The 21,582-nt window shown below is 69.0% G+C and carries 9 protein-coding genes; 4 read left to right on the top strand and 5 right to left on the bottom strand.

The window, feature by feature from the left end:
* Positions 1–81 precede the first annotated feature (81 nt).
* Genes QBL21_RS05765 through QBL21_RS05755 form a run of 3 tightly spaced genes read left to right on the top strand, consistent with a single transcriptional unit; the run spans position 82 to position 4,972 of the window.
* Positions 82–2,370, top strand: coding sequence for a molybdopterin oxidoreductase family protein (locus QBL21_RS05765; RefSeq protein WP_407560893.1), 2,289 nt, complete (start codon positions 82–84; stop codon positions 2,368–2,370).
* Positions 2,367–3,767 (top strand): FAD-dependent oxidoreductase, encoded by a 1,401-nt coding sequence (locus QBL21_RS05760; RefSeq protein WP_407560892.1) that lies wholly within the window; start codon positions 2,367–2,369, stop codon positions 3,765–3,767. Before QBL21_RS05765 ends, QBL21_RS05760 begins: the two co-directional genes overlap by 4 nt.
* On the top strand, positions 3,764–4,972 hold the full coding sequence (locus QBL21_RS05755) for an NAD(P)/FAD-dependent oxidoreductase (protein WP_407560891.1): 1,209 nt from the start codon (positions 3,764–3,766) through the stop codon (positions 4,970–4,972). The genes QBL21_RS05760 and QBL21_RS05755 overlap by 4 nt, the downstream gene beginning before the upstream one ends.
* A 149-nt stretch (positions 4,973–5,121) precedes the next feature.
* Here QBL21_RS05755 and QBL21_RS05750 read toward each other — a convergent pair whose 3' ends face one another.
* The 5 genes from QBL21_RS05750 to QBL21_RS05730 all read right to left on the bottom strand — a co-directional run bounded on the left by QBL21_RS05750 (position 5,122) and on the right by QBL21_RS05730 (position 20,664).
* Positions 5,122–5,598: an immunity 26/phosphotriesterase HocA family protein gene (locus QBL21_RS05750; protein WP_407560890.1), complete on the bottom strand. Its 477-nt coding sequence runs from the start codon at positions 5,596–5,598 to the stop codon at positions 5,122–5,124.
* Positions 5,574–12,065, bottom strand: coding sequence for an RHS repeat-associated core domain-containing protein (locus tag QBL21_RS05745; RefSeq protein WP_407560889.1), 6,492 nt, complete (start codon positions 12,063–12,065; stop codon positions 5,574–5,576). The genes QBL21_RS05750 and QBL21_RS05745 overlap by 25 nt, the downstream gene beginning before the upstream one ends.
* Before the next feature lie 498 nt (positions 12,066–12,563).
* Entirely contained in the window at positions 12,564–16,436 is a 3,873-nt protein-coding gene (locus QBL21_RS05740) for a LamG-like jellyroll fold domain-containing protein (protein WP_407566319.1), read from the bottom strand.
* Between the two features lie 686 nt (positions 16,437–17,122).
* Positions 17,123–19,390: a glycosyl hydrolase gene (locus QBL21_RS05735; RefSeq protein WP_407560888.1), complete on the bottom strand. Its 2,268-nt coding sequence runs from the start codon at positions 19,388–19,390 to the stop codon at positions 17,123–17,125.
* Between the two features lie 422 nt (positions 19,391–19,812).
* Positions 19,813–20,664: an SAM-dependent methyltransferase gene (locus tag QBL21_RS05730; RefSeq protein ID WP_407560887.1), complete on the bottom strand. Its 852-nt coding sequence runs from the start codon at positions 20,662–20,664 to the stop codon at positions 19,813–19,815.
* Between the two features lie 306 nt (positions 20,665–20,970).
* Here QBL21_RS05730 and QBL21_RS05725 point away from each other — a divergent pair, with 306 nt between their 5' ends.
* A complete protein-coding gene (locus tag QBL21_RS05725; protein ID WP_407560886.1) occupies positions 20,971–21,582 on the top strand; it encodes a peptidase inhibitor family I36 protein in 612 nt (203 codons plus the stop codon).

Genomic DNA, 21,582 nt, shown 5'->3' with positions numbered 1-21,582 from the left:
TGTCAATTCCCGCCCGCGCCCCCGGCGGGCGATGATGAGTACGGCTCCGAAGCGGTGACGCCTGAAGTGGGGTATCCGGAAATGGGCAGTGGTTCCTCGCGTGCACCGAACTCGCCGTCCCCGGGCCCGCCGCCCGGGTCGCCGGTGGCCACGCACTGCCCGTACTGCGCGCTCCAGTGCGGCACCCGCCTCCAGCCCGGCGCCGCCCCCGGCGAGCCGCTGCGCGTCGAGCCCGACGCCGACTTCCCCGTCAACCAGGGCGGCCTGTGCCAGAAGGGCTGGACCGCCCCCGCCGTCCTGCGCGCCCCCGACCGCCTGCGCACCCCGCTCCTGCGCGACCGCGCCCGCAGCCGCGACCGCGCCCCGGAGGGCAACCGCGACCGGGCCCGCCCCGGCCCCCTCGTCCCCGCCGCCTGGGACACCGCGCTGGACACCGTCGCCGCCCGGCTGGCGGAGATACGTGCCGCGCACGGCCCCGACTCCGTCGCCGTCTTCGGGGGCGGCGGGCTGACCAACGAGAAGGCGTACCTGCTGGGCAAGTTCGCGCGCGTGGCGCTCGGCACCCGGATGATCGACTACAACGGCCGGTTCTGCATGTCCTCCGCCGCCGCGGCGGGCGTCGCGGCCTTCGGGCTGGACCGCGGGCTGCCGTTCCCCGTCACCGACCTCGGCGAGGCCGACACCATCCTCCTCGCGGGCGCCAACCCGGCCGAGACCATGCCCCCGTTGATGCGCCACCTCAACAAGGCCAGCGCCCTCGTCGTCATCGACCCGCGCCGCACCGCCACCGCGGAGCGCGCCGCGCTCCACCTCGCCCCCGCCCCCGGCACCGACCTCGCGCTCGCCCTCGGCCTGCTGCACATCGCCGTCACCGAGGGCCTGCACGACGAGGAGTACGTCGGGGCCCGTACCGTCGGCTTCCGCGCCGCCTGGCGGCGGGCCGCGGGCTGGTGGCCGGAGCGCACGGAACTGGTGACCGGGGTGCCGGCGGACGCGCAACGGGAGGCGGTACGGCTGCTGAGCGAGGCCCGGCGCGCGTACGTCCTCACCGGGCGCGGCGCCGAGCAGCACAGCAAGGGCACGGACACGGTCGCGGCGTTCCTCAACTTCGCGCTGACGCTGGGGCTGCCGGGCCGGCCAGGCTCCGGGTACGGCTGCCTGACCGGGCAGGGCAACGGGCAGGGCGGTCGCGAACACGGCCAGAAGGCCGACCAGTTGCCCGGCTACCGGCACATCACCGACCCCGGGGCCCGCGCCCACGTCGCCGGCGTGTGGGGCGTGGACCCGGACAGCCTGCCGGGCCCGGGGCTGAGCGCCGCGGAGCTGCTGAACGCCCTCGGCACCGACGGCGGGCCGCGGGCGCTGCTGGTGTTCGGCTCGAACCCGGTGGTGTCCGCGCCGGACGCCGCGCGCGTCCAGCGCCGGCTGGCGGAGCTGGACCTGCTGGTCGTCGCGGACTTCGTACCGTCGGAGACCGCGGCCATGGCGGACGTCGTCCTGCCGGTCACCCAGTGGGCCGAGGAGGAGGGCACGCTCACCAACCTGGAGGGCCGCGTCCTGCGCCGCCACCGCGCCCTGACGCCCCCGCCCGGCGTACGCACCGACCTGGCCGTGCTCCGCGAACTCGCCGTCCGCCTCGGCCAGCCGGCCGAGCGCTTCCCGGACGACCCGCGCCGCGTCTTCGACGAACTCCGCCGCGCCTCCCGCGGCGGCACCGCCGACTACAGCGGCGTCAGCTACGCACGCCTCGACGCCGGCGAAGCGCTCCACTGGCCCTGCCCCGCCACCCCCGAAGGCGACGCCCCCCACCCCGGCACCCCGCGGCTCTTCCTCGACCGCTTCGCCCACCCGGACGGCAAGGCGCGCTTCCAGGACGTCGAGCACCGCGACCCCGCCGACACCCGCGACGACCGCTTCCCGCTGTGGGCCACGACGGGCCGGCAGCTCGCGCACTACCAGTCGGGCGCGCAGACCCGCCGGGTGCCCGAGCTGGTACGGGCCGCGCCCGAGACGACGGTGGAGATGCACCCCGACACGGCGGCGCGGGCGGGTCTCGCGGAGGGCGAGCTGGCGCGGGTGCGTTCGGCGCGGGGGGCGGTGCTGGCGCGGGTGCGGCTGGTGGCGACGCTGCGGACGGACACGGTGTTCCTGCCGTTCCACTTCCCGGGGCACGGGCGGGCCAACCTGCTGACGGGGACGGCGCTGGACCCGCGCAGCCGGATGCCGGAGTTCAAGGTGAGCGCGGTGAGCGTGGAGCCGGTGGGGACGGACGAGTCGGTGGCGCCGCCGGAGCGGATACGGGAGGCGGCGGTACGGGAGGCCGCGGAGCGGGTACGGGAGGCGGCGGCGGTACGGGGCGGGGCGGGATGAGCGCTACGGGTCCCCGCATCGTGATCGTCGGCGGCGGCCCGGTGGGCCACCGCGTCGCCGAACGCCTGCGCCACCACGGCCACGAAGGCCCCGTCACCCTCCTCGACTCCGAACCCGGCCCCGCCTACCACCGCGTCCTCCTCCCCGCCCTCCTCGACGGCAGCCTCACCGCCACCGACCTCCGCCTGCCCGACCTGCCCGACGTCCACCTCCGCCACGGCGTCTCCGCGGCCGGCATCGACCGCCGCCGGCGGCTGGTGCGTACGACGGAACACGACCGGATCCCGTACGACACCCTCGTGCTGGCCACCGGCGCCCGCCCGCACCTCCCGCCCGTACCCGGCCTGCGCCACGCCTCCGGCTGGCTGGTCGACGGCGTCACCGGGCTGCGTTCGCTGACGGACTGCACCCGCGTGCGCGGCGACGAGATCGTCGTCCTGGGCGGCGGGCCGCTGGGCGTGGAGACCGCGGCGGCGCTGCGGCGCGGCGGCCGGAAGGTCACCCTGGTGCACCCGGGCCCGTACCCCCTGCACGACCGCCTCGACGCGGAGGCCGGCGGCCTGCTGACCCGGCATCTGGCGGGGCTGGGCGTCCGGTTGGAGCTGGGCCGGGTGGCCGCCCAGGTGCTGCCCGGCAAGGTCGCGCTGGACGACGAGTGGCTGCTGGCCTGGGACACCCTGCTGTGCTGCACGGGCGTCCGCCCCCGCACCCGGCTGGCGGAGGCGGCGGGCCTGGCGGTACGGACCGGGGTGCTGACCGACGCCTGGGGACGCACCAGCGACCCGGCGATCCGCGCGGTGGGCGACTGCGCGGAGCCCGCGGGCCGGCCGTCGGGGTCGCTCTTCGCGGGCTGGGAGCAGGCGGAGGCGGTGGCGAGGTCGCTGACGGGCAGGGAGGCCGCGTACGAAGGCGGAGGCAGCCGGCACCGGCCGGTGTTCCGGCTGCGGGTACCGGGCCTGGCCCTGGGGGTGCTGGGCCGCGGCGGGTTCGGCACCGGAGACGAGATCGTCACGTACCGCGACCCGGCCCGCGGCCGGTACGCCCGCCTGTCGGTCAACGCGAAGGGCCGCCTGACGGCCGCAACCCTGGTCGGCCTCCCCCAGGCCCTGGCCACGCTCACCCAGCTCTACGACACGGGCGCCCCCCTCCCGTCGAGCCGCCTCGCCCTGCTCCTGGGCCGCTCCGCCCCCCGCACGGGCCCGCTGCCCGCACTGCCGCCGGAGGCGGTGGTGTGCCGCTGCAACAACGTGACGAAGGGGGCACTGGCGGCGGCCTGGGCCGGGGGCGCGCGGAACCCGGACGCGCTGGCGGGGGCGACGCGGGCGACCACGGGATGCGGGTCGTGCGCGGAGGACGTCCAGGTCCTCTGCCGGGAGTTCGCCGGGAGCACGGCATGAAGCGCCTCCTGGTCATCGGCTACGGAATGACGGCACACCGGCTGGTGGAGGAGCTGCGCTCCCGCGACCGGGAGAACCGCTGGCGGATCGTGGTACTGGGCGAGGAACCCTTCGAGGCGTACAACCGCATCGCGCTGGCGGACAGATTGCGGGGCGTACCGGCAGGCAAGCTGATGCTTCGGGCAACGGGCGATCCGCTGGTGGAGGTCCGTACCTCCACCAGGGCGGCGAGCATCGACAGACGGACGCGCGAGGTGGTGACGGCGGACGGCGAACGGGTGCCGTACGACGCGCTGGTACTGGCCACGGGCGCGACCCCGGCGAGACCGCCCATACCGGGAGCGGAACTGCGGGGTTGCCACGTCTACCGAACGCTGGAAGACGTCAACGCAATCCGGCGAGCGGCGGAAACCGCGTCGGGCGAAAGGGCGGTGATAGTCGGCGGGGGCCTACTGGGCCTCGAAACCGCGGAAGCACTCCGCCGCCACCTGGGTATACGCCCGCACGTGGTGGAGGCGGCCCCGCACCTGATGCCGGCGCAGTTGGACCCCATGGCGGCGGAACTCCTGGCAACGCGCCTGAGCCACAGGGGAATCCGCCTGCACCAGGGAACGGCACTCCTGTCCGTGAACGGCGACCGGACCGGCAGGGCAACCGGCATCACCCTCGCGGACGAAACCCGCATCGACGCCGGCATGGTGGTCTTCACCGCAGGCACGCGCCCACGCGACGACCTGGCACCGGAGGCGGACCTGCCGCGGGGCGAGAGGGGCGGCTACCTGGTGGGCGACGACTGCCGCACGCCGGACCCGGCCATCTGGGCAATAGGCGACTGCGCGGCAGTCCACGGCCGCCGCACGGGCACGGTGGCCCCCGGCTACCACATGGCAGCCCAGGTAGCCGGCCACCTCCTGAACACCCCCACGCCCCAACCGCCCCTCTCCCCCGCGGAACCCTCGACGGTGCTGAAGCTCCCCGGCGTGGACGTGGCCAGCATGGGCAACCTCCACGCCACCACCCCGGGCGCGATCGAACTCACCTACACCAACGCCACCCCGGCCACCCGCTACGCCAAACTCATCCTGGACCCGGAAGCCCGCACCCTCCAGGCCGCCATCCTCCTGGGCCACCCCACCGCCTACCCCCGCCTCCACGCCCTGGTAGGCCAAGAACTCCCCGCCCCCGCCGAACAACTCCTCACCTGACCGCCAGCCACGGCGTCGAATGAGAAGCCACGGCGGAGAAACCGGAGTCTGAATCGACTCGCGCCGGCCCACCGAAGTGACGCACGCCGGCGGCGAGCGGCGCATCGCCCTCCCGCCGAATGTATCGGGCAGAGCCTGTCTGTGATGAGTTACGCACCAAGAAGGCGAGTGAGCTTGATCTCTACAAATCCAGCCCCTTCGAGTCCGTCCTGCGGAAGCAGCCGACACTCACGTGAATCGAGCCGCTCCTCCCGGGAAACCGTGAGCGAATCACCGTTGTAAACGACACGAATATTCCCGTCCCTACAGAAGTCAGGGACATTCCATTCAGCAGGATTCCATGATTCCACCCTCCCCACGACCGGCCACTTCTCTCGAACAAGCCCGAGGTCACCGAAACGGCAGACCTTAATTGCCGAATTCGCGTCAAGCGTACGCGTTTGCGGCAGGTCTTCGAGGGGCTCCACGCGCGGACCGAAGAAATAGCCGAGCACGATGCCCTTGCCATCCATCCGTGCCACCACACCGATCGCGTACCCTCGATCACGAAGAGGCACCGCGAAGATGTCGCCTGACGAATACGGCAACTTTCGAGTCACATCTAACCGCCCTGCCCTGGATACCATTTGGCAAAGAATTGCCCGGCAGCATCCATGTACTCGTTGTATTTCGGATGCCTTGCATCGACTCCCGCCGTCCTTCTCACACCGGGCAATGTGGGACGCCCGTTGAGCATCCAGACAACTTGCTCCAGACCACGCTGTTCCTTGTAGACGTCCGTGCGGTATTCGACTTGGAACCTGTAGTCGGCCGTGCCGTCCGCGCGGGCGTGCTCGCGTTCTCTCCGCTGCAAGTCATTTGTTCGCCCGGTTCTGACCACATTGCCATCCACATCCCGGAGTGTATAGGCCCCACCTCGTGCATGTGGATCTCCTCCACAGTTGTGCACAAGGACGGGAGTCTGCCCCGCGAGCACATAGTACGTGTGGATGTCGTCGATCGTCAGGTCGTGGGTACGCTGGCGCTTGGTGTAGTCGTCGACATCCACAACGACGACGCCGCCGCCCTCTGGCGTGCGCAGCACCATACCGAGAGTGACATCGCCGGCGTCCACCCATCGATCACCGTTGACGACCCAGAATGGGTGGGCCGTGGTAGCGGTCAAAGCGCTTGCTTCACCGTCACGGGTGGCGACCGTCAGTTTGACAAAGTGCTTGTCGTCCTCAGTGCGGATGGTGCGTATGACCTCACGGGTGCCCGTTTTGCCCGTGGCAGGCTCGGTTACCCTGACTTTCTCACCGATCTTGATGTCCTCGATAGCCTTACGACGGCCGTCCGCAAGGAGCACCTTGGTTCTGGGCAAGAAGCTGTGACGTACGCATTTGCCGAGGGCAGCGGCTGCTACGTTGTCACCCTTGCGAACTAGCTTGGCCGCCTTCCCAACGGAGCCGAAGGGCACGAAACCAACGAACGTCCATACGCAAGATCCGCCGTCGCCATCGGCACAGCGTTCGGCATCGCGATATCCGATGAGCTCGAGGAAATCCTTGGTGGGACTGACCCAGCCCAGGGCATGGAGATCCGCGCAAAGCGCCGAACCGGGTTCACTCATGCATTGGCTGTTGGCCCACTGATTGAGCATTTCGGAGTGGGCGACATCTTCACGGGACCAGTTGTACCCCATCCCCTCCAATTGCTTCTGCGAAGGGACCACGATTCCACCGGAAAGGACCGGCCGCTGTTTCGAGGAGTCTCCGCCACCACTACGGCTACTTTGCTTGACAGGCGGATAGATCGGATATTTCGGTGCACTGCCGATAGTCTCGAGCGGGTTTCCGGTGCCCGGGCCGGTGCCCCCGACAGGGCAACCCGCGCCACATGCGTCCGCCCGGGACAGACCGGTGGGGTCCGAGAACGTGAGGGGACTGCTGCCTGCGTAGGTGTAGCCGTTGAGGGATTCCGGGTCGGTCAGGTCCATCAGCGGGTCTACCGAGATGAATCTGCCCGTGGTCGGGTCGTACTCGCGTGCACCGAGGTGCGTCAGGCCGGTGGCCTTGTCGGTGGTTCCCCCGACGAAGCCTTTCGTGCCGGGCCAGTCGGTGGGCTGCTCGCCGCGAGGGGTACCGAACGGCTGCTCCCGGCGGCGTTGCAGGTCAAGGGTCTGGACGTCGAGGGCGAGTTGGCCGGTGCCCTGGTGGTCGGCGATGGTGAACCCGGAACTGCCGTCATCCTCCTGCACGGCCTGGTGACCGCCGCCGAGGTCGAAGTAGCGGGTGGCCTTCGCCTGGCTCGCCCCCTTGGGCAGGACGACTTCGGTGTGGCCCAGGTACAGCGTGGTCTCGGTGGGCGTGCGGCCGATGAGCCGGTTGCCCTCGGCGTCGTAGAGGTACTCGGTGGTCTTCTCGCCGCCGCCTTCGACGGGCGTCGCGACCTTCGCCAGATGGCCTTCCGCGTCCCAGGTGAGGGTCTGCTCGTCTCCCGCCAGAGTACGGGTGGCAGTGTTCCCCGTCGCGTCGTAGGTGTAGGTGTCCGCAGCGGTGCCCGTCGGGCCTTCACTCATGACCGAGGTGAGGGTGTGCGGCTGCGGTTGGCCCGCATCGGGATAGGTGTAGGTGTACCGCGTGTCGCCGGCCGTGTTGCCGGACGTGTCGTGGTCGGTTCGGCTGAGTCGATTGCCGGTCTTGTCGTAGGTGAAGGACTGCCAGTACGCGGCCGGGCCGCCGATCGCACCGGCAGACGGGCCGGCCTGGCACACAGTGTCCGGCTCAGTCCATGCCTCCGTGAGGCGGCGGAGGTGGTCGTACGCGAAGCACTGGTTGTCGGTGCCGGTGCTGTTGACGTCCGCGACGGATGTGATGTTGCCGATGTCGTCGTAAGTGTAGGTGGCGTGCTTGTCCACCCCTGGTACGTCCTGCCGATCCACTCGGCTCGTGGCCAGGCGCTGGGTGCCGCGCTCATATGTGTTGGCGATCGTGGCCTGACGCGTTCCTCCCTCTGCCTTGAGCTCGTACAGCATCGGCTGGCCGGTCTGGCGGTAGGAAGTGATCGTGGAGTTGCCCCAGTTCCCGTACGCCTTGATCGGACGCAGGATCTCGTCGTAGGCGAATTTGACACCACCACCGGGCAGGGAGCCCGCCGCGGAGTACGTCTCGCCGAGCACGAGACCGTTCGCCGCGTAGTCCGTGCCTGCCTGATAGGTACGGCCCAGCGCACCCTCCACGGCCGGGATGGTGACAGCGGTCTTCATCGGCCGGTAGAGCCGGTCGTAAGCGGTCACCCTGGACGTGTAGGCGGCGGTCCCGTCGTAGCGTGTCGCGGATCCGAGATGACCCTTGGCTCCGATGATGGTGTCGTAGACCCATTCGGCGCGCAGTTCTCCGGTAGCCGAGTCCTTACGCACCTGGGTCTTGCGGCCCAGGTTGTCGTAGACGTAGGCGAGTTTGACCCCGCGGGCGTCCGTCGTGGAGGTCAGTTGGCCGCGGTCGTCGTAGGTGCTGGTGGTGATGCCCTTGTCGGGGTCGTTCGCTTCGATCTGGCGCCCGAGCTGGTCGTAGGTGTAAGACCAGGCGTTTCCGGCGGCGTCGGAGACCTTCGCCAGTTCGCCGCGCGGGTTGTGAACATAGCGGGTGGTGTCGTACACCGCTTCGGCAGAGCGTGCATGGTGGTATCGCACTTCGGTCATGCGTCCACGGGCGTCGGTCAGGCTGGTGGTGGCCGTGCCTCCCTGCGGCGGAATCACTGTGGTGCGGTCTCCGCGGTAGCTGGTGGTGGTCACCGCGAGGACGTCACCCCCGCCACCGCTGCCCGCCACCTGCTTCTCCTCGATGACCCGCCCTAGGCCGTCATACTGTAGCCAGGTCTGGGTCTCGACCTGGATCGCGCTCTCGGGCGCGAACACCGCGGCCGCCGGGGCACCGTCGGCGTAGTACGGGGCGTAGGTCCCGGACTTCAGTCCTCGCTCGTCGTAGAACGTGTCGGCGATGAGGCGTCCGCCACCGGGGCCCGGCTGCTGTGTCTGCCGCTCGCGCAGGAAGCCGTCGTACAGCGCATACGAAGTGAGCTGCCCACCGCCGCCGATGGTCAGGGCCCTGGTGGCGACCGCCACCGGCTTGCCCTCGGTGACCTGGTAGTTGAACTGATACGTCGGGAGCTGGCTGGTGTCCCGGTCGGCCTGCCACACCTTGGTGGACCGGCCGAGGGCGTCGTAGGCGAACTCGGTGGACTTGCCGTTGGTGTCGGTCTGTTTGACCGGCAGGTCACGCTGGCGGTCCACCTCGGTGATACTCGTCTGCACCGTGGCGTTGTCGCCGGCCTTTGCCGGGGGTGTGGTCTCTTTGATCTGTGCCACGAACCCCGAGGCGGGGGTGTAGGCGGTTGTCGTCGTTCGTCCGTCGGTACGGGCGGAACGCGAGACGAGTTGTCCGCTGCCGTCGAACGAAAGGTCAGCGGTGAGATCGGTCTCGGTGAGCTTCCGGCCGTAGGCGTCGAAGGTGGCCCTTGATTCCAGGTACGTCGCCTGGGCCGACGTCCGGGCCTTCAGGACGGCAGCGGCGGTTGCATCACCCTTGGTGGGTGAGGTGGGCGTGCCGGTGATGGGGTCGCCGTCGTACGCGGTGCGGGTGTCGGAGATGACGTCCTTCGTACGGTCCACTGGCTCGTCACACGCCTTGCCGACAGTCTCCTCGCGCGCGAGGAGACCGAGAATGTTGGCATCGACGTTGGTGGCATAGGTGGTGCGCGTGCACCGATTGTCCGCTGCGGTGGAGGTGTCGGCGAAGTCGTCCACAAGGGTCACACGGCCGGCCACGGTGTCGTAGCTCTTGTCTATTCGCGTGGTGCGCCAGTTCGCACCGGCCCCGTTGTCCAGGGAGGTCCACGTCTTGCTGCTGGCCGTCCCGGTGAAGTTGGCGGTCACCGTGCCCCAGGAACGCTCCCTTTTCGCCGTCTGGTGGTGCCAGGGCCGGTTGACCACCTTTTCCAGGATCTTGCCGCCCGGGCCCGTGAAGCTGACGGTCTTGTATGCGAAGCCGGTCACCGACTCGTGGTCGGTGATCAGCTCCCCCTCACCTTCTCCGAGGTCGACCCGCACGTCCTTGCTACCTCCCGCACCGTTGGCACGATCGCCGTGCATTCCGCGTAGGAAATACGTGTCGGCCTGCGACATCAGGGCGCTCTCACCGCCTGATCCGCCGGTCTTGACGCGCACGTGCCCGTAGCCGCGCCACTGCGACCAGGTCTTGAACTTCTCCTTGGTCATTCCGTCGTCATCGTCGTAGTGCCAGGCTGCCCCGTCCAGGTACTCGTAGCGGGTGACCATGTCGGACGCGCCACCCGTGCGATCACTCGCCAGCACTCTGGTGGTGACGTACTTGTTGAACCACTGCCTCTCGGGATCCGCGGTATCACTGCCGCCGATGTACTGCGGGAAGCAGCGGGTCGTGTTCGACTGCGGGGTGGGCAGGTCGGCCCAGCCGCAGGCTTCGGCGGAGTAGTCGGCTGAGACCTGTCCGCCGGTCTCGTCGGCAACTGCCGACAGGCGCGCCTTGATGAAGGGGGCGTAGCCGTCTCCGGTCTTGTCCAGCCGGTTGGCGAGTTGTGTGTAGGCGAAGGTGGTCTTCGGTAGTGTGATCGCGGGGTCTGCCGTGTGGCCGGTGTGCTGAATGGAGTCCAGTAGCAGTTGGTAGTCGATGTCCGCCTGCCCCCAGCGGTGCTTGAACTCCCAGGAGTCGACCTTGCCGTAACTGCCATCGCTCTTCAGCACATGGGTAGCGATATCTGTCAAACGATTTCGCGTGAAAAATGTCGGTGAGTAGCGGCCCTGGTCACAGTCGGCAGTCTCACCGCAGTTCAGGTCCCAGGGGGTGTCGTACCAATAGGCTGAGTCTTTGGAGATATCGCTACAGTCCGTCTGGCTGCTGGGGAGGCAGCGCTCGCCGTTGACGAGGTTCACCTTCGCTAGCGGCTTGTCGTAGACCGCCGAGGACTTCAGGCCGTACTCGATGCGGTCGAGAGTCCCGCCACGGGTGTAACGGGTGTTGTTGGCAGCCTTCAGGTTACGGCCGTACGAGTTCTTCTCCTGGTCGTAGTAGTAGGCGACGGCGTTTCCGTGGGTGTCGACCACGTAGTCGAGATTCCATCGCCAACTCTGCTGGCACCAGGAAGAGCCGAAGCCCGCGGCGTCGTGACACGGTTCGTCCGAGTCGTCACCGAAGACCGGCACCGACCAGGTCGAGTCGGTGGTCTCCTTGCCCGACTCCCATCCTGGCAAGCGGTGGTAACCGAAGTAGTAGCGGGTGCCGTTCGGGTCGGTCAGGCGCCAGTACTCGTTGTTGTTGTCTCCGTTGTCACGGTCGGCAGATGTCAACCGCTTGATGCGAGTGCCGTCGTCGTTTCTAAGCTTCCATTCGTCGCCGCCGGCCGGTACAAGTTCTCCGGCCTTGCCGTTGAAGGAGAGGACCGCGTTGTCATAACCCCAACAAAGATCACCCGGCCCGTTGCCATGGGAGTCGGCAGGTACGCCATCGTCGACGCAGGGTTTGTAGCGACGTTCGATGTATCCGGGCCACATCTCGAAGCCGTCGCCGATCCACGACGACTGGTTGTTGGTGTTCCCGGTACGGCCGTCGATGGCTCCGGACGAGTAGGCCAGGCCGACGTTCGGCTTCAGGCCACCGGGCACCTCGGGCACCGGTACGTCGTACGACCAGGTGAAGTCGCCGGTGTTGAGACTGACGTCCCAGGTGGAAGACGGGGGGAGCTGGGTGGCCTTGAAATCTCCCTGGTCGCCGTCCGCGGCGGCGGCTGCGGCCAGCAAGGTGGTCTCACCAGAGCGCACGTTGATGTGTGCACTGGTGAGGGTCTGTTCCTCGGTGTCGTTGTGTGCCTGGACGGGAGTGGTGGTGCGGCAGGCCGGCTTCTCCGGTGTGGTGAGCGCGCAAGCAGGCAGGCTCGTGAGTCCCAGCCGGGAGGCGTAGTTACCGCCGAAAGCCTCGGCGAAGTCGCTGTAATCCACGCTGACGCCCGTCCGCCCGCGACTCCCGACCTCGCCAGTGAGGGAGAAGAGCAACCCCCGCACACCGGCCTTCGAGGACACTGCTCGACTGTACGTCCGCACCCGGGCCTGGCCCGTGGCCGTCTGCTGTGCGTTTTCCGCGCTGCGGTCCGTGGAGGGTAGGAGCCCCACGGGCATCCCGTCAGCAGCCACGGCGCCGTTCGCCAAAGGCAGATCGAGGAGCGTCGTGCTTGGCTTCGGCCACACGGCCTCTGGAGCTCGCTTCGGCGTACGTGGCCCTTTGGACTTTGCTCGCGGCTCGACGGTGGCGTTCGTTCCCGCAACCACCTCGCCGCGGTCAGGCGCGGCAGACAATCCGACTGACTCGGCCCGAGAGGTTGGCGACACCACCGCCTGCAAGAGTGTCGCGCACATTACCGCTGCGACGCCGAGTGCCACCCGCCGGTGCAAAGCTCGGCTTATCCGCGTCTGTGCATTTACTAAACCCATGCTTGCCCCTCCCGGGCGCAGCGCCGCAGTGCGGCCCAGTTGAACAATCGACACGCCGGTACATCGCCGACAGACCCGCACATGCCTCGATCAACCGCCGGGCGGGACCTCGGTCGGGACGTCGAACCAGTTGGATGTGAGCCATCCGATTTGGAATTCACTCAACGCACCCTGGAAGGTCCAGATATCATCCACGGCACCGGGGAAGTACTCGCCGAAGCCACTGCCGGCCTTCGACCTCCCGATTTGGAGCGACTTGCTCGCCTTGAACGAAAGCGCGTCTTGCGCCCACGGCACGATGTCCTCACAACCGGCCTGATCCGGTTCGCCGTCGCCGTCGTCGTCAGCGCAAACGGTCTCCTCCAGCACGCCGTTGACGTAGAACTGGAGCTCTTTCGAGAAACCGTCGTAAACCAGCGCCAGATGGTTCCACTCGCGTACGTCGTGAAAATTAGCGCTATCCACCCGTACCACAGGCGCCGTCGCAGCGTCGGTGCTGGGTAGAGCAACCTGCCAGCGCCCGACTCCACCTGCGTCGGGGACGTACCGGATGGAGAAGGCACTCGTGTTCACGCCTTCCGCACTGGCCATGGCGATCGCATGATCCGGCACGGCGGCAGCCTGTGCCCAGCCGGTCAGGGTAAAGCTGCCGGAGGTGTCAACCGGGACGGTACCGGCGGCGGCATAGGCGTCGACGCCGTCGAGCTCAAGGCCGGAGAAGTCGATCCAGCCCTGGCCCAGGGCTGCCCCGCCACCCAGTGTCAGGTCGTTGCCACCTGCCTCGTCCGGCGTGGTCATGGGTGTGGTCCCGGATGCCTCTTCGAACATCCAGCGGCCTTTGACGAAGGGGCGCTGCTTGTAGAGCTGCTGGACCTCGGCCGGGGAGATGGGTCGGTTGAAGAGGCGTACGTCGTCGATGGTGCCGGGGAAGTGGCTCTTGAGGGTGTTGTTGACGGAAACGGCGCCGACGTACATGGAGCCGGCGGCGTAGAAGGCGTCGACCAGAGTCGTTGAGCCGGCCTTCTTGCCGTTGACGTACAGGGTCAGGGTGTTGGCTGTGGTGTCGTGCACGCCGACCAGATGTGCCCACGTGCCCGCGTAGGCGTCCCCCGGCTGGTCGGCCATCGCCCGGATGATCGGTGCGCCCGCGGTGTCCGACGCGTACTGGTTGAACACCCAGCGGTCGTAGGCGGCGGAGTAGTAGAGCTCGAAGCCCAGGGCGAACTCGCCCGCCTGCGCCACGACGGTCGCCTGACGATCCGGTTTGGCGTCCAGCTTGGCCCAGGCGGAGACGGCGAAGGACCGTTCGCTGTTGATGTGCGGTCCGGAGGTCTGCCCGATACGGGCGTAGCCGTCGGTGCCGTTGAACTTCGTGGCCTTGCCCGCCACGCCGGCCACGCCGGTCGTCACGCCACCGTGGTAGCGCGCGGGGAGCACACCTCCGCGCCCGGCGACCTCGGTGGCGCCTGCCGGCTCGTCGAGTTCGAAGACGGCGGTGGCGGGGCGGCCGGGGTCGCCGATGGTCTGCTTGGCGTAGAGCTTGTCGACCTCGTCCTGGGCGATGCGCTTGTCGAAGATCTGGACCTTGTCGAGGGTGCCGGGGAAGAAGTCCCTGGCAACCCCGGCCGCCGAGCCGGCGCCCAGTTGGAGGCCGCGGCGGGCGTTCCAGGAGCTGACGAAGGGGGTCTCGCCGACGAGGGTGCCGTTGACGAACAACTGGAGCTTGTCATCGACGGAGTCGTACGAGCCGACGAGATGGGTCCAGGTTCCGGTCTGGACGCCGCCGGGGTTGGGTGCCATGGCCCGGTGGACGGTGGCGTCGGGGGTGTCGGCGGAGAAGCCGTTGAAGATCCAGCGGTCATGAGCGGCCGCGTAGTGCAGCGCGAAACCCATCCGCTCGTTGCCCGGCTGGGAGGCGACCACGGCCGCGCCGGTCGTCGGCTTGGCGTCCAGCTTCACCCAGGCCGAGACGGTGAAACCGCCGGTGTTGTTGACCGCCGACAGATCGGTGGCCGCGTAGGCATCGGTGCCGTTCAGCCCGAGCGCGGTGCCCTCGGCCCCGGCGGCGCCCGTGGTCGCCCCGCCCTTGAGAGCCAGGGTGCGTGGCGGCGTGGAGCCCTCCGCCTGCATGGCACCGGCCGGCTCGTCGAGCTGCCACGTCGCGCGATCCGGCTGCCCCGCCTTCACACGGAACTGGTACGTACGGGTCTCGCTGTTGTTGCCGGCCGTATCGAAGGACTGGATGGTGAAGAAGTTCAGGCCCGGCCTCGCCGGGAGGATCTTGATGTCCTTCGCCGCGCCGCCGGAGGTTGACACCTCGTTTGCAGGCAGGGGATCACTGTTGATGCCGTAGCGGTACCGGTTCACATCCGCATCGGGCGAGTCAACGGTGAAAGTGCCGTACTGACCCACCCCGTCCAGCCACGGGTCATTCGGGTCTTCCGGATTGGACTCCGGATACTCGCCCGAGGTCACCGAGGGTGCCTTGGGTTCCTTGGTGTCGTAGACGAAGTAGCAGCCGGTTGGATCACCCGCGTAGGACCAGGGCGAGTACTGCGCCCCGTCGTGGGCACGCGCGTACCAGTGCACCGTGGTATCGGCGGGTATCGCCGGGTCGCGGGTCGGCAGCGAGATGGCGAAGGTCCGGCCCGATGGCTTGCTGCCGGTCCTCGCAGGCTTCCAGCTCCCGCCGTCCCACTTGGCCTGAAACTGTACCGAGACGTTGTCACCATCGGGATCGGTGACATCGTTGGCGTAGATCGTGCTGAGGGTACGCACCCGCGCCTTGTTGTCAGGACGCTTGCAGACACCGCCGAACTTCATCGTCAACTGAGACATCTTGATCTGAGTAGGCGGCCGGTTGTATTTCACTCGCAGGAACGCCTTGCTGGAGAACCTCTTCCACGCGTACTTGTCATCCTCATTGGCCGCTCGCAGCCCGAAGGTCATCGTCGACCACTTGTTGTTGGCCGCCTGCTGCACCGCGGACTTGATACCGAACTCGGCGTCCTTCGCCGCACAGCCGTCGTAGCCGTATGCGAAGGAGCGGGCGTCCAACTGGTCGAGCCAGAACCCGGATCCGGCATCCTGACTGTTCCAGGTGGTGGAGGACGAAATGTCCTTGGTCCGCCAAAGCTCGACCGAACGGTCCGCGCAGGAAGCCGACCACACGTTTCGTACGACGAACTCCGCCGACAGGATCGACTTGCCCGCGAAGCGGGAGGTCGGGATGCGGTAGAAGACGCGCTTGGTGTCGTGCGGCGCGCAATAGTCCCAGCCGCAGTAGCCCATCCCGGCGTTGTCCTCGCCGTTGAACTTCCACTGCGGCGACGACGCCCAGTACTTCGACGCGAAAGTCCACGCCGACGCCCGCGGCGAATACCACTGCGGATCGATGAACACCGGATACACCGTGTCCGCACCCTTCAGCACCTGCGCGTCCGGAGTGAGCACCAACTGGTCAGGCTCCTGGGCGACCTCGACGCCGACCGGGGCCAGCTTGCCCGACTCCCCCGCCACCGGCTCACCACCCGGATCACTGCCGCTCCGGGCGCCGGGGGTAGTGCCGCCGCTGGAGTCCCACATCACCGGCTGCGGCGCCTCGAACACCGCCCCGCCGGCACCGGCATCGACCGCCTCCAAGCCGCCGGCCACGGTCTCACGTACGTCCATCCCCGTCGCGCCCAGGTGCAGCCGAAGCTGCGTCAACTCCGGATTCTGCGCCGCCTCGGCGGTCTTGACCACCAGCAGTTGGGCGAAGCCGTCAGCCTGCACCCCCATCCGCAGGTCGACCCCCGGCAACACCTCCGGGTAGACGGCCGCATCACCCTCCAGCCGCGGCTGCGGCAACTCACCCGGCCACGACAGCGACAACTCCCGCCCGGCCCGGGCCATCCGCACCAACGGCGCCGCCCCACCACCGGAGAACTCCAGCCCCACGGTCGTCGCCCCCGGCGCCACCATCCCGTCCGCGGCCGGAGCGAGCCGGGTGTCGATCGCCTTCCACTCGCCACCCACACGGGTCCACACGGGCCGCAGATACTCGCGCGCCTCCAGGTTCCCGTCAGGAGTGGCGAACACCTCACTGGACTCGCCACGCAACGACGCGATCTCCACCGGCTCACCGGTACGCTCCGCCCGCGCCGCCGCCTGTTCCTCGGTGTCCGTGATCGCCGCGGTCTCTGCACCGGCAGCGGTGTCCGACGCCGCCGAAGGTGCGGGCGTGCTACCCGGGACCGCGCTCGCTTCCACGAAGGGCGCCGTGCCCAGCAACAGCGCCGTGCCCAACCCCGCCGTCAACCATGTCCGATATCCCCGCCCACGCGCACGCCACACCACAGAGCCCCACCCCTGAGACAACCCAACGTAACGTCGCGCTAACGTAACGGCATTGATGCGTCTGGACTAGACCTTCTTTGCGGGGCAATCCCGGTAATTCACCCGTGACACTCGTGACTTACAACACATCGTTTACCCCTTCGGGTACAGCAACTTCGATAAAGCACGGTCGATATGGGCTAAAGAACAGTCAAGTCCCATCACCTCGGGCGAAGTGCTCCCAGGTGCGTGCGGCCATGGGTGTGCCCCGCGCCGCCCGGCGGGGTCGGGGTCGTGGGCGGCGCGGGGCACGGGTGGGGGGCTGGTGGGGGTCAGCCCGTGGTGGTGGCGGAGGAGCGGGGCGGGACCGTCAGGGTCTGGCCGTCGGAGAAGGTCACCGTCTGTTCGCTCGCCCCGTAGTTGTGGGCCGCGTACGTCTTCGTGCCGCCGGTGCCGAAGACCGCCGCCGTGGGGCTGTCCGCCGTCACCGTGGTGTCCGGGGCGCCCGTTGCGGCGAGGGTGTGGATCCAGTGGTAGACGTGGGCCCACGACTCGCCGGCTTCCGGCCCGTACGTGCCGCCGCCGCCCGCCGCGTACGCCTGGCGTGCCGCGGCCGCGTCGCTGAGGGCCTGGAACTCCCAGAGCAGTTCGCGCCACTCGACCGCCGGGCCGCCGTTCTCGCGTTCCATCTCGGCGAGGTTGCGGTCGATGGCCGCCTTGTCGCGGGCGAGGTGCAGTGAGGCGCCGGTGACCGGGAGGACGTTGATGCCGTGGATCTCCTCCGGGTTGCCGGTCCACCAGGTGGCGTGGGCGCCGCCGGCGCTCCAGACCATGCCCAGCGTGTTGTGCTGGAAGTCGGCCGGGAAGGCGTCCTCGTCGCCGTCGAACCAGTAGTTGCGTACGGCCTCGGACTCCGTCGTCAGCAGGTACACGCCGAGGTCGCGGAGTTCGGTGTCGCCCGTGGCGGAGCCGAACATGATCAGGCCGGCGCTCAGGTTGATCGACTCGGAGGACGCTTCCTGGTTGTTGCCCGCCGCGAAGCCGGCGTGGCCGGCGGCCCAACTGTGGCCGGCGTAGACGTCGAAGCCGCGCAGGAACGGGTAGCGGTCGCCGTCGCGGGCGGGGTTGGCGGCGTCGCCGATCAGCTCGCGGACCATGCCGCCCCAGGCGGAGTCCGCGGCCCAGGCGGCGTCGTACTGGGCGACGACCGCGGCGGCCATCACGTAGTAGCCGTAGTGGAAGTGGTGGTCGTTCAGTTCCATGTCGCTGCCGTACGAGGCCGGGTAGCCGGTGAGCGTCTTCCAGTCGGAGTCGTACGAGAACTCCGTCTCGCCGCCCGCCGTGAACCACTCCTCCAGCCGCGACTTCATCACGCCGAGGATCTTGTCCCGCGCCGCCGTCGCCCCGACCTGGTCGGCGATCGGCACGACCTGGGCCAGGCGGCCGAGGGCCTTGCCGGTCCAGTACGTGTCGGCGCGGCCGATGGCCGCGGTGTCGGCGACCTCGTTGACGAAGGCGGTCAACTGACCCTGGTCCGGGCCGCTCGACTTCGGCAGCGCGGGCAGCACGCCGGTGACGTCCTGGGAGGTGGTGAAGGAGGCGCCTTCGCGGACCTTCATGGTGCCCCGCGGCGAGATGTACTCGTGCGCCGTGAGCTGGTCGGAGGTGTGCTTCCACTGGTGCGGGTAGAGCGCCTGGAGGGTGCCGGTCTCGGTGCCTTCGCGGGCCTCGGTCTCCAGGGTGTACGTCGCGTTCATACGGCCCTCGCCCGGGGCGTAGTCCCAGTCGACGCGGGAGCCGGTGACGAAGCTGAAGGCGTACTGGCTGTACGTCTCGAAGGCGTCGGCGCTCGGGAGGACGGCGACGGAGTAGTACTCCTTGCCGCCGAGGTCGGCGCTGAGGGTGCTGCCGGAGACGTTCCAGTCGCTGCCGGTGGGGGCGAACAGCGCGTAGTGCTTGCCGCCGACGGTGATGCCGAGGGCGTTGCCGTCGTCGGCGAAGACCTCGGGCGCGGCGGAGGCGTTGATCTGCGCTGCGCCGCCGGTGGCCTCGGCGTAGACGTAGGGGCTGCCGTGGCCGATGGTGGCGCGCAGGGTGCTGCCGCCGCCGGACCAGTAGGGGCTGACGGTCCAGTCGGACCAGCCGTCGGCCTTGGCGTCGGGCGAGTTGAGGCCGGCGACGCCGAGGGTGAGGTCGGCCTTGTGCTGGAACTCGTACTGCGCGCCGCCTCCGACGACGACGTGCTCGGTGGCGTATCCGACCTCCAGCCCGCTCGCCACCGCGCGGTAGCTGAGCGGGTGGCCGAACATGGGCAGGGAGTACGGGTTGTCGGCGGCCCGCTGGTACGCGAGCGACGACCACCAGTCGTTGGTCGGTACGGGCCGGTCGGCGACCCGGTCGGTCACCTTCGGCGACACCGGCTGCCCGGCGTTGTCGACGGGCCCGGATGTGCCGGGCGGCCGGGTGTCGGAGTAACTGCCGCTGCCGACCGGTATCTCGGCGGCGTTCGCCGTGCCGGCGGGCAGGGCCGCCCCGGCGACGACGGTCGCGGCGGCGGTGAGGGTCAGCAGGATGCGTCTGCGCTTCTGATGTGGTCCCACGAGCTGCGTACCTCGCAATGAGTGGGGGGCAGAGGAGGGTGAGAGCGCTCTCAAGGGGCGTCGCAGAACCTAGAGCCGCCCGAAACCGCTGTCAACACCTCTCGTCAAGACTCAACTCGGTATCCCCGCCCCAGCATTCAGTTCCTGAAGGCACCTGAAGGCACTTGAAGGCTTCTGAAGGCGCCGCAAGGCGCGGAAGCGGGTCCGGGTGACAGGAGCGGGACGTGGGGGTGCGCGGTGCGCGCTGCGGGGTGCGAGGCGAGGGGCGAGGTACGCCCCTGTCGGCGGGCGCGCAGCCGGAGCCGCCGGGGCTCGGCCGGACGGCGGCGGTATCCGCGCGCCGCCGGGGAACTGCCCGGCCACGGCACCCGCCATGGCCGGGACGTGGACGACGGAGAACCCGGAACCCTCCGGGATCCGTGTCAGGGCTTGCGGAGCAGGCCGCCGTAGTCGTACAGCCGGTTGCTCTTCTTCGTGGTGCCGACGTACTTCTGGAGCTCCGGCGGGACCGGCGGCAGCGGCGGCTGGTCCGGGTCCGGCCGCCAGTCCGCGATGTTCCCCATCCCCGGAGACACCGGCTCCAGCCCGTCGGTGAACGCGTCGACCTGCCGGGGGGTGCGGGTCTGCCAGGGGACGTGGTTGCTGTTCATGTACTCGGACGAGACCTTGGCGTGCTCCTCGTCGTCCGTGACGGCCTGGGTCAGCGCCATGTAGCTGCCCGGCACGGCACGGTCGATGACCGTACGCAGGATGGTCCGCGGGTCGTCGGCGTCCCTGAGGTGGTGGACCACCGAGAGGAAGAGCACGGCGAGCGGCTCGTCGAAGTTGATGAGCCGCTGAAGCTCCGGGTGGCCGAGGACGACCTCCTGGTCGCGCATGTCGGCCGTGATGACCACGGTGGAGTCGTCGTCGGAGAGCAGCGCCCGGCCGTGGGCGAGGACGATGGGGTCGATGTCGACGTAGACGACGCGGGTGTCCTTGTCGAACTGCTGGGCGACATTGTGGACGTTGTTGTCCGTGGGCAGGCCGCACCCCATGTCGAGGAACTGGCGGATCCCGGCCTCCTGCGCGAGGTAGCGCACGGCGCGGTAGAGGAAGAGCCGGTTCTGCCGGGTGATGTCCAGACCTTCGGGGAACCGCGGCAGCCCGGCCCGGATCATGTTGCGGTCGACCTCGTAGTTGTCCTTGCCGCCGAGCATCCAGTCGTAGGCGCGGGCGGAGGTGGGACGGTCGGTCGGGATACCGGGGATCGCGGGTCCTTCGTCAGGCGTCACTGCCCACACTCCTCGTCTGGGAACGGCCGAACATACCTACGTACGACGGAAGTTGAGACTATCCACTCCCGTCCGGCCCGACCACCGGGGTCCGGCTTACGTACCGGAGGCGGAAGCGGAGCAGGGGGTACGGGGCTCTGACGGCCGGTTTTGCGGTGTGGGGCAACAGCGTCGCCGGGGCACCCCCCGCCGGGCGACCGTAGTGCCCGCACCACGGGGGACCGGACGTACCGTCCGGCAATGCCCTTCGTACCGCTCCGCGCCTAGCCGTGCGGGGCGTGAAGGAATGGGGGATTCACCATGCGTATGGCATTCAGGGCTTCGGCCGTTGCCGCCGCCGGCGTCACGGCGGTCCTGGGCCTGTCCGGCCCGGCGGCCGGTTCGGTGTCCGGCACGGCGTCCGGCGCGGCGCAGCTCGACGCCACGATCGCCGCCGAGGCGAAGCGTGCCGGGCTGAGTACGGGGGAGGTCGCCGGGCTTCAGAAGAAGGTCGACGCCCAGCTCGCGAAGACGCCGGGGGGCGAGCGGACCGGGGTCAACGAGATCTCCTGGCGCGACGGGCAGACGGTGCTGACGCTGCCGCTGCCGGGCGAGCGGCAGGCCCGTTCGGTCGACCAGGCCGTGGGCACCCTCGGCACGGCGAATTGCAGCAAGTACTACACCTGCCTCTACGAGCACGCGACCTTCGGCGGGCGGCGGCTGTCGTGGCAGGACTGCGCCTTCCACGACCTGTCCGACTTCGGCTTCAACGACAAGACGTCGTCGTGGCACAACAACCAGTCGACGAATACCAAGACCCACGTCTACAACTGGACGGGCGGCACGTGGTCCCGCATCTGGTCGTCCGTGGCACCGTCGTCTGACACCTACGTCGGCGCAGGCGACAACGACAAGGCCGACGGCATCACCGTCTGCTGA

Origin of the sequence: Streptomyces sp. 184 (genome assembly GCF_045781775.1) — a bacterium.
GTDB lineage: Bacteria > Actinomycetota > Actinomycetes > Streptomycetales > Streptomycetaceae > Streptomyces.
The sequence above is the reverse complement of the archived record's forward strand: the minus strand, read 5'-3'. Positions and strand labels throughout refer to the sequence as shown.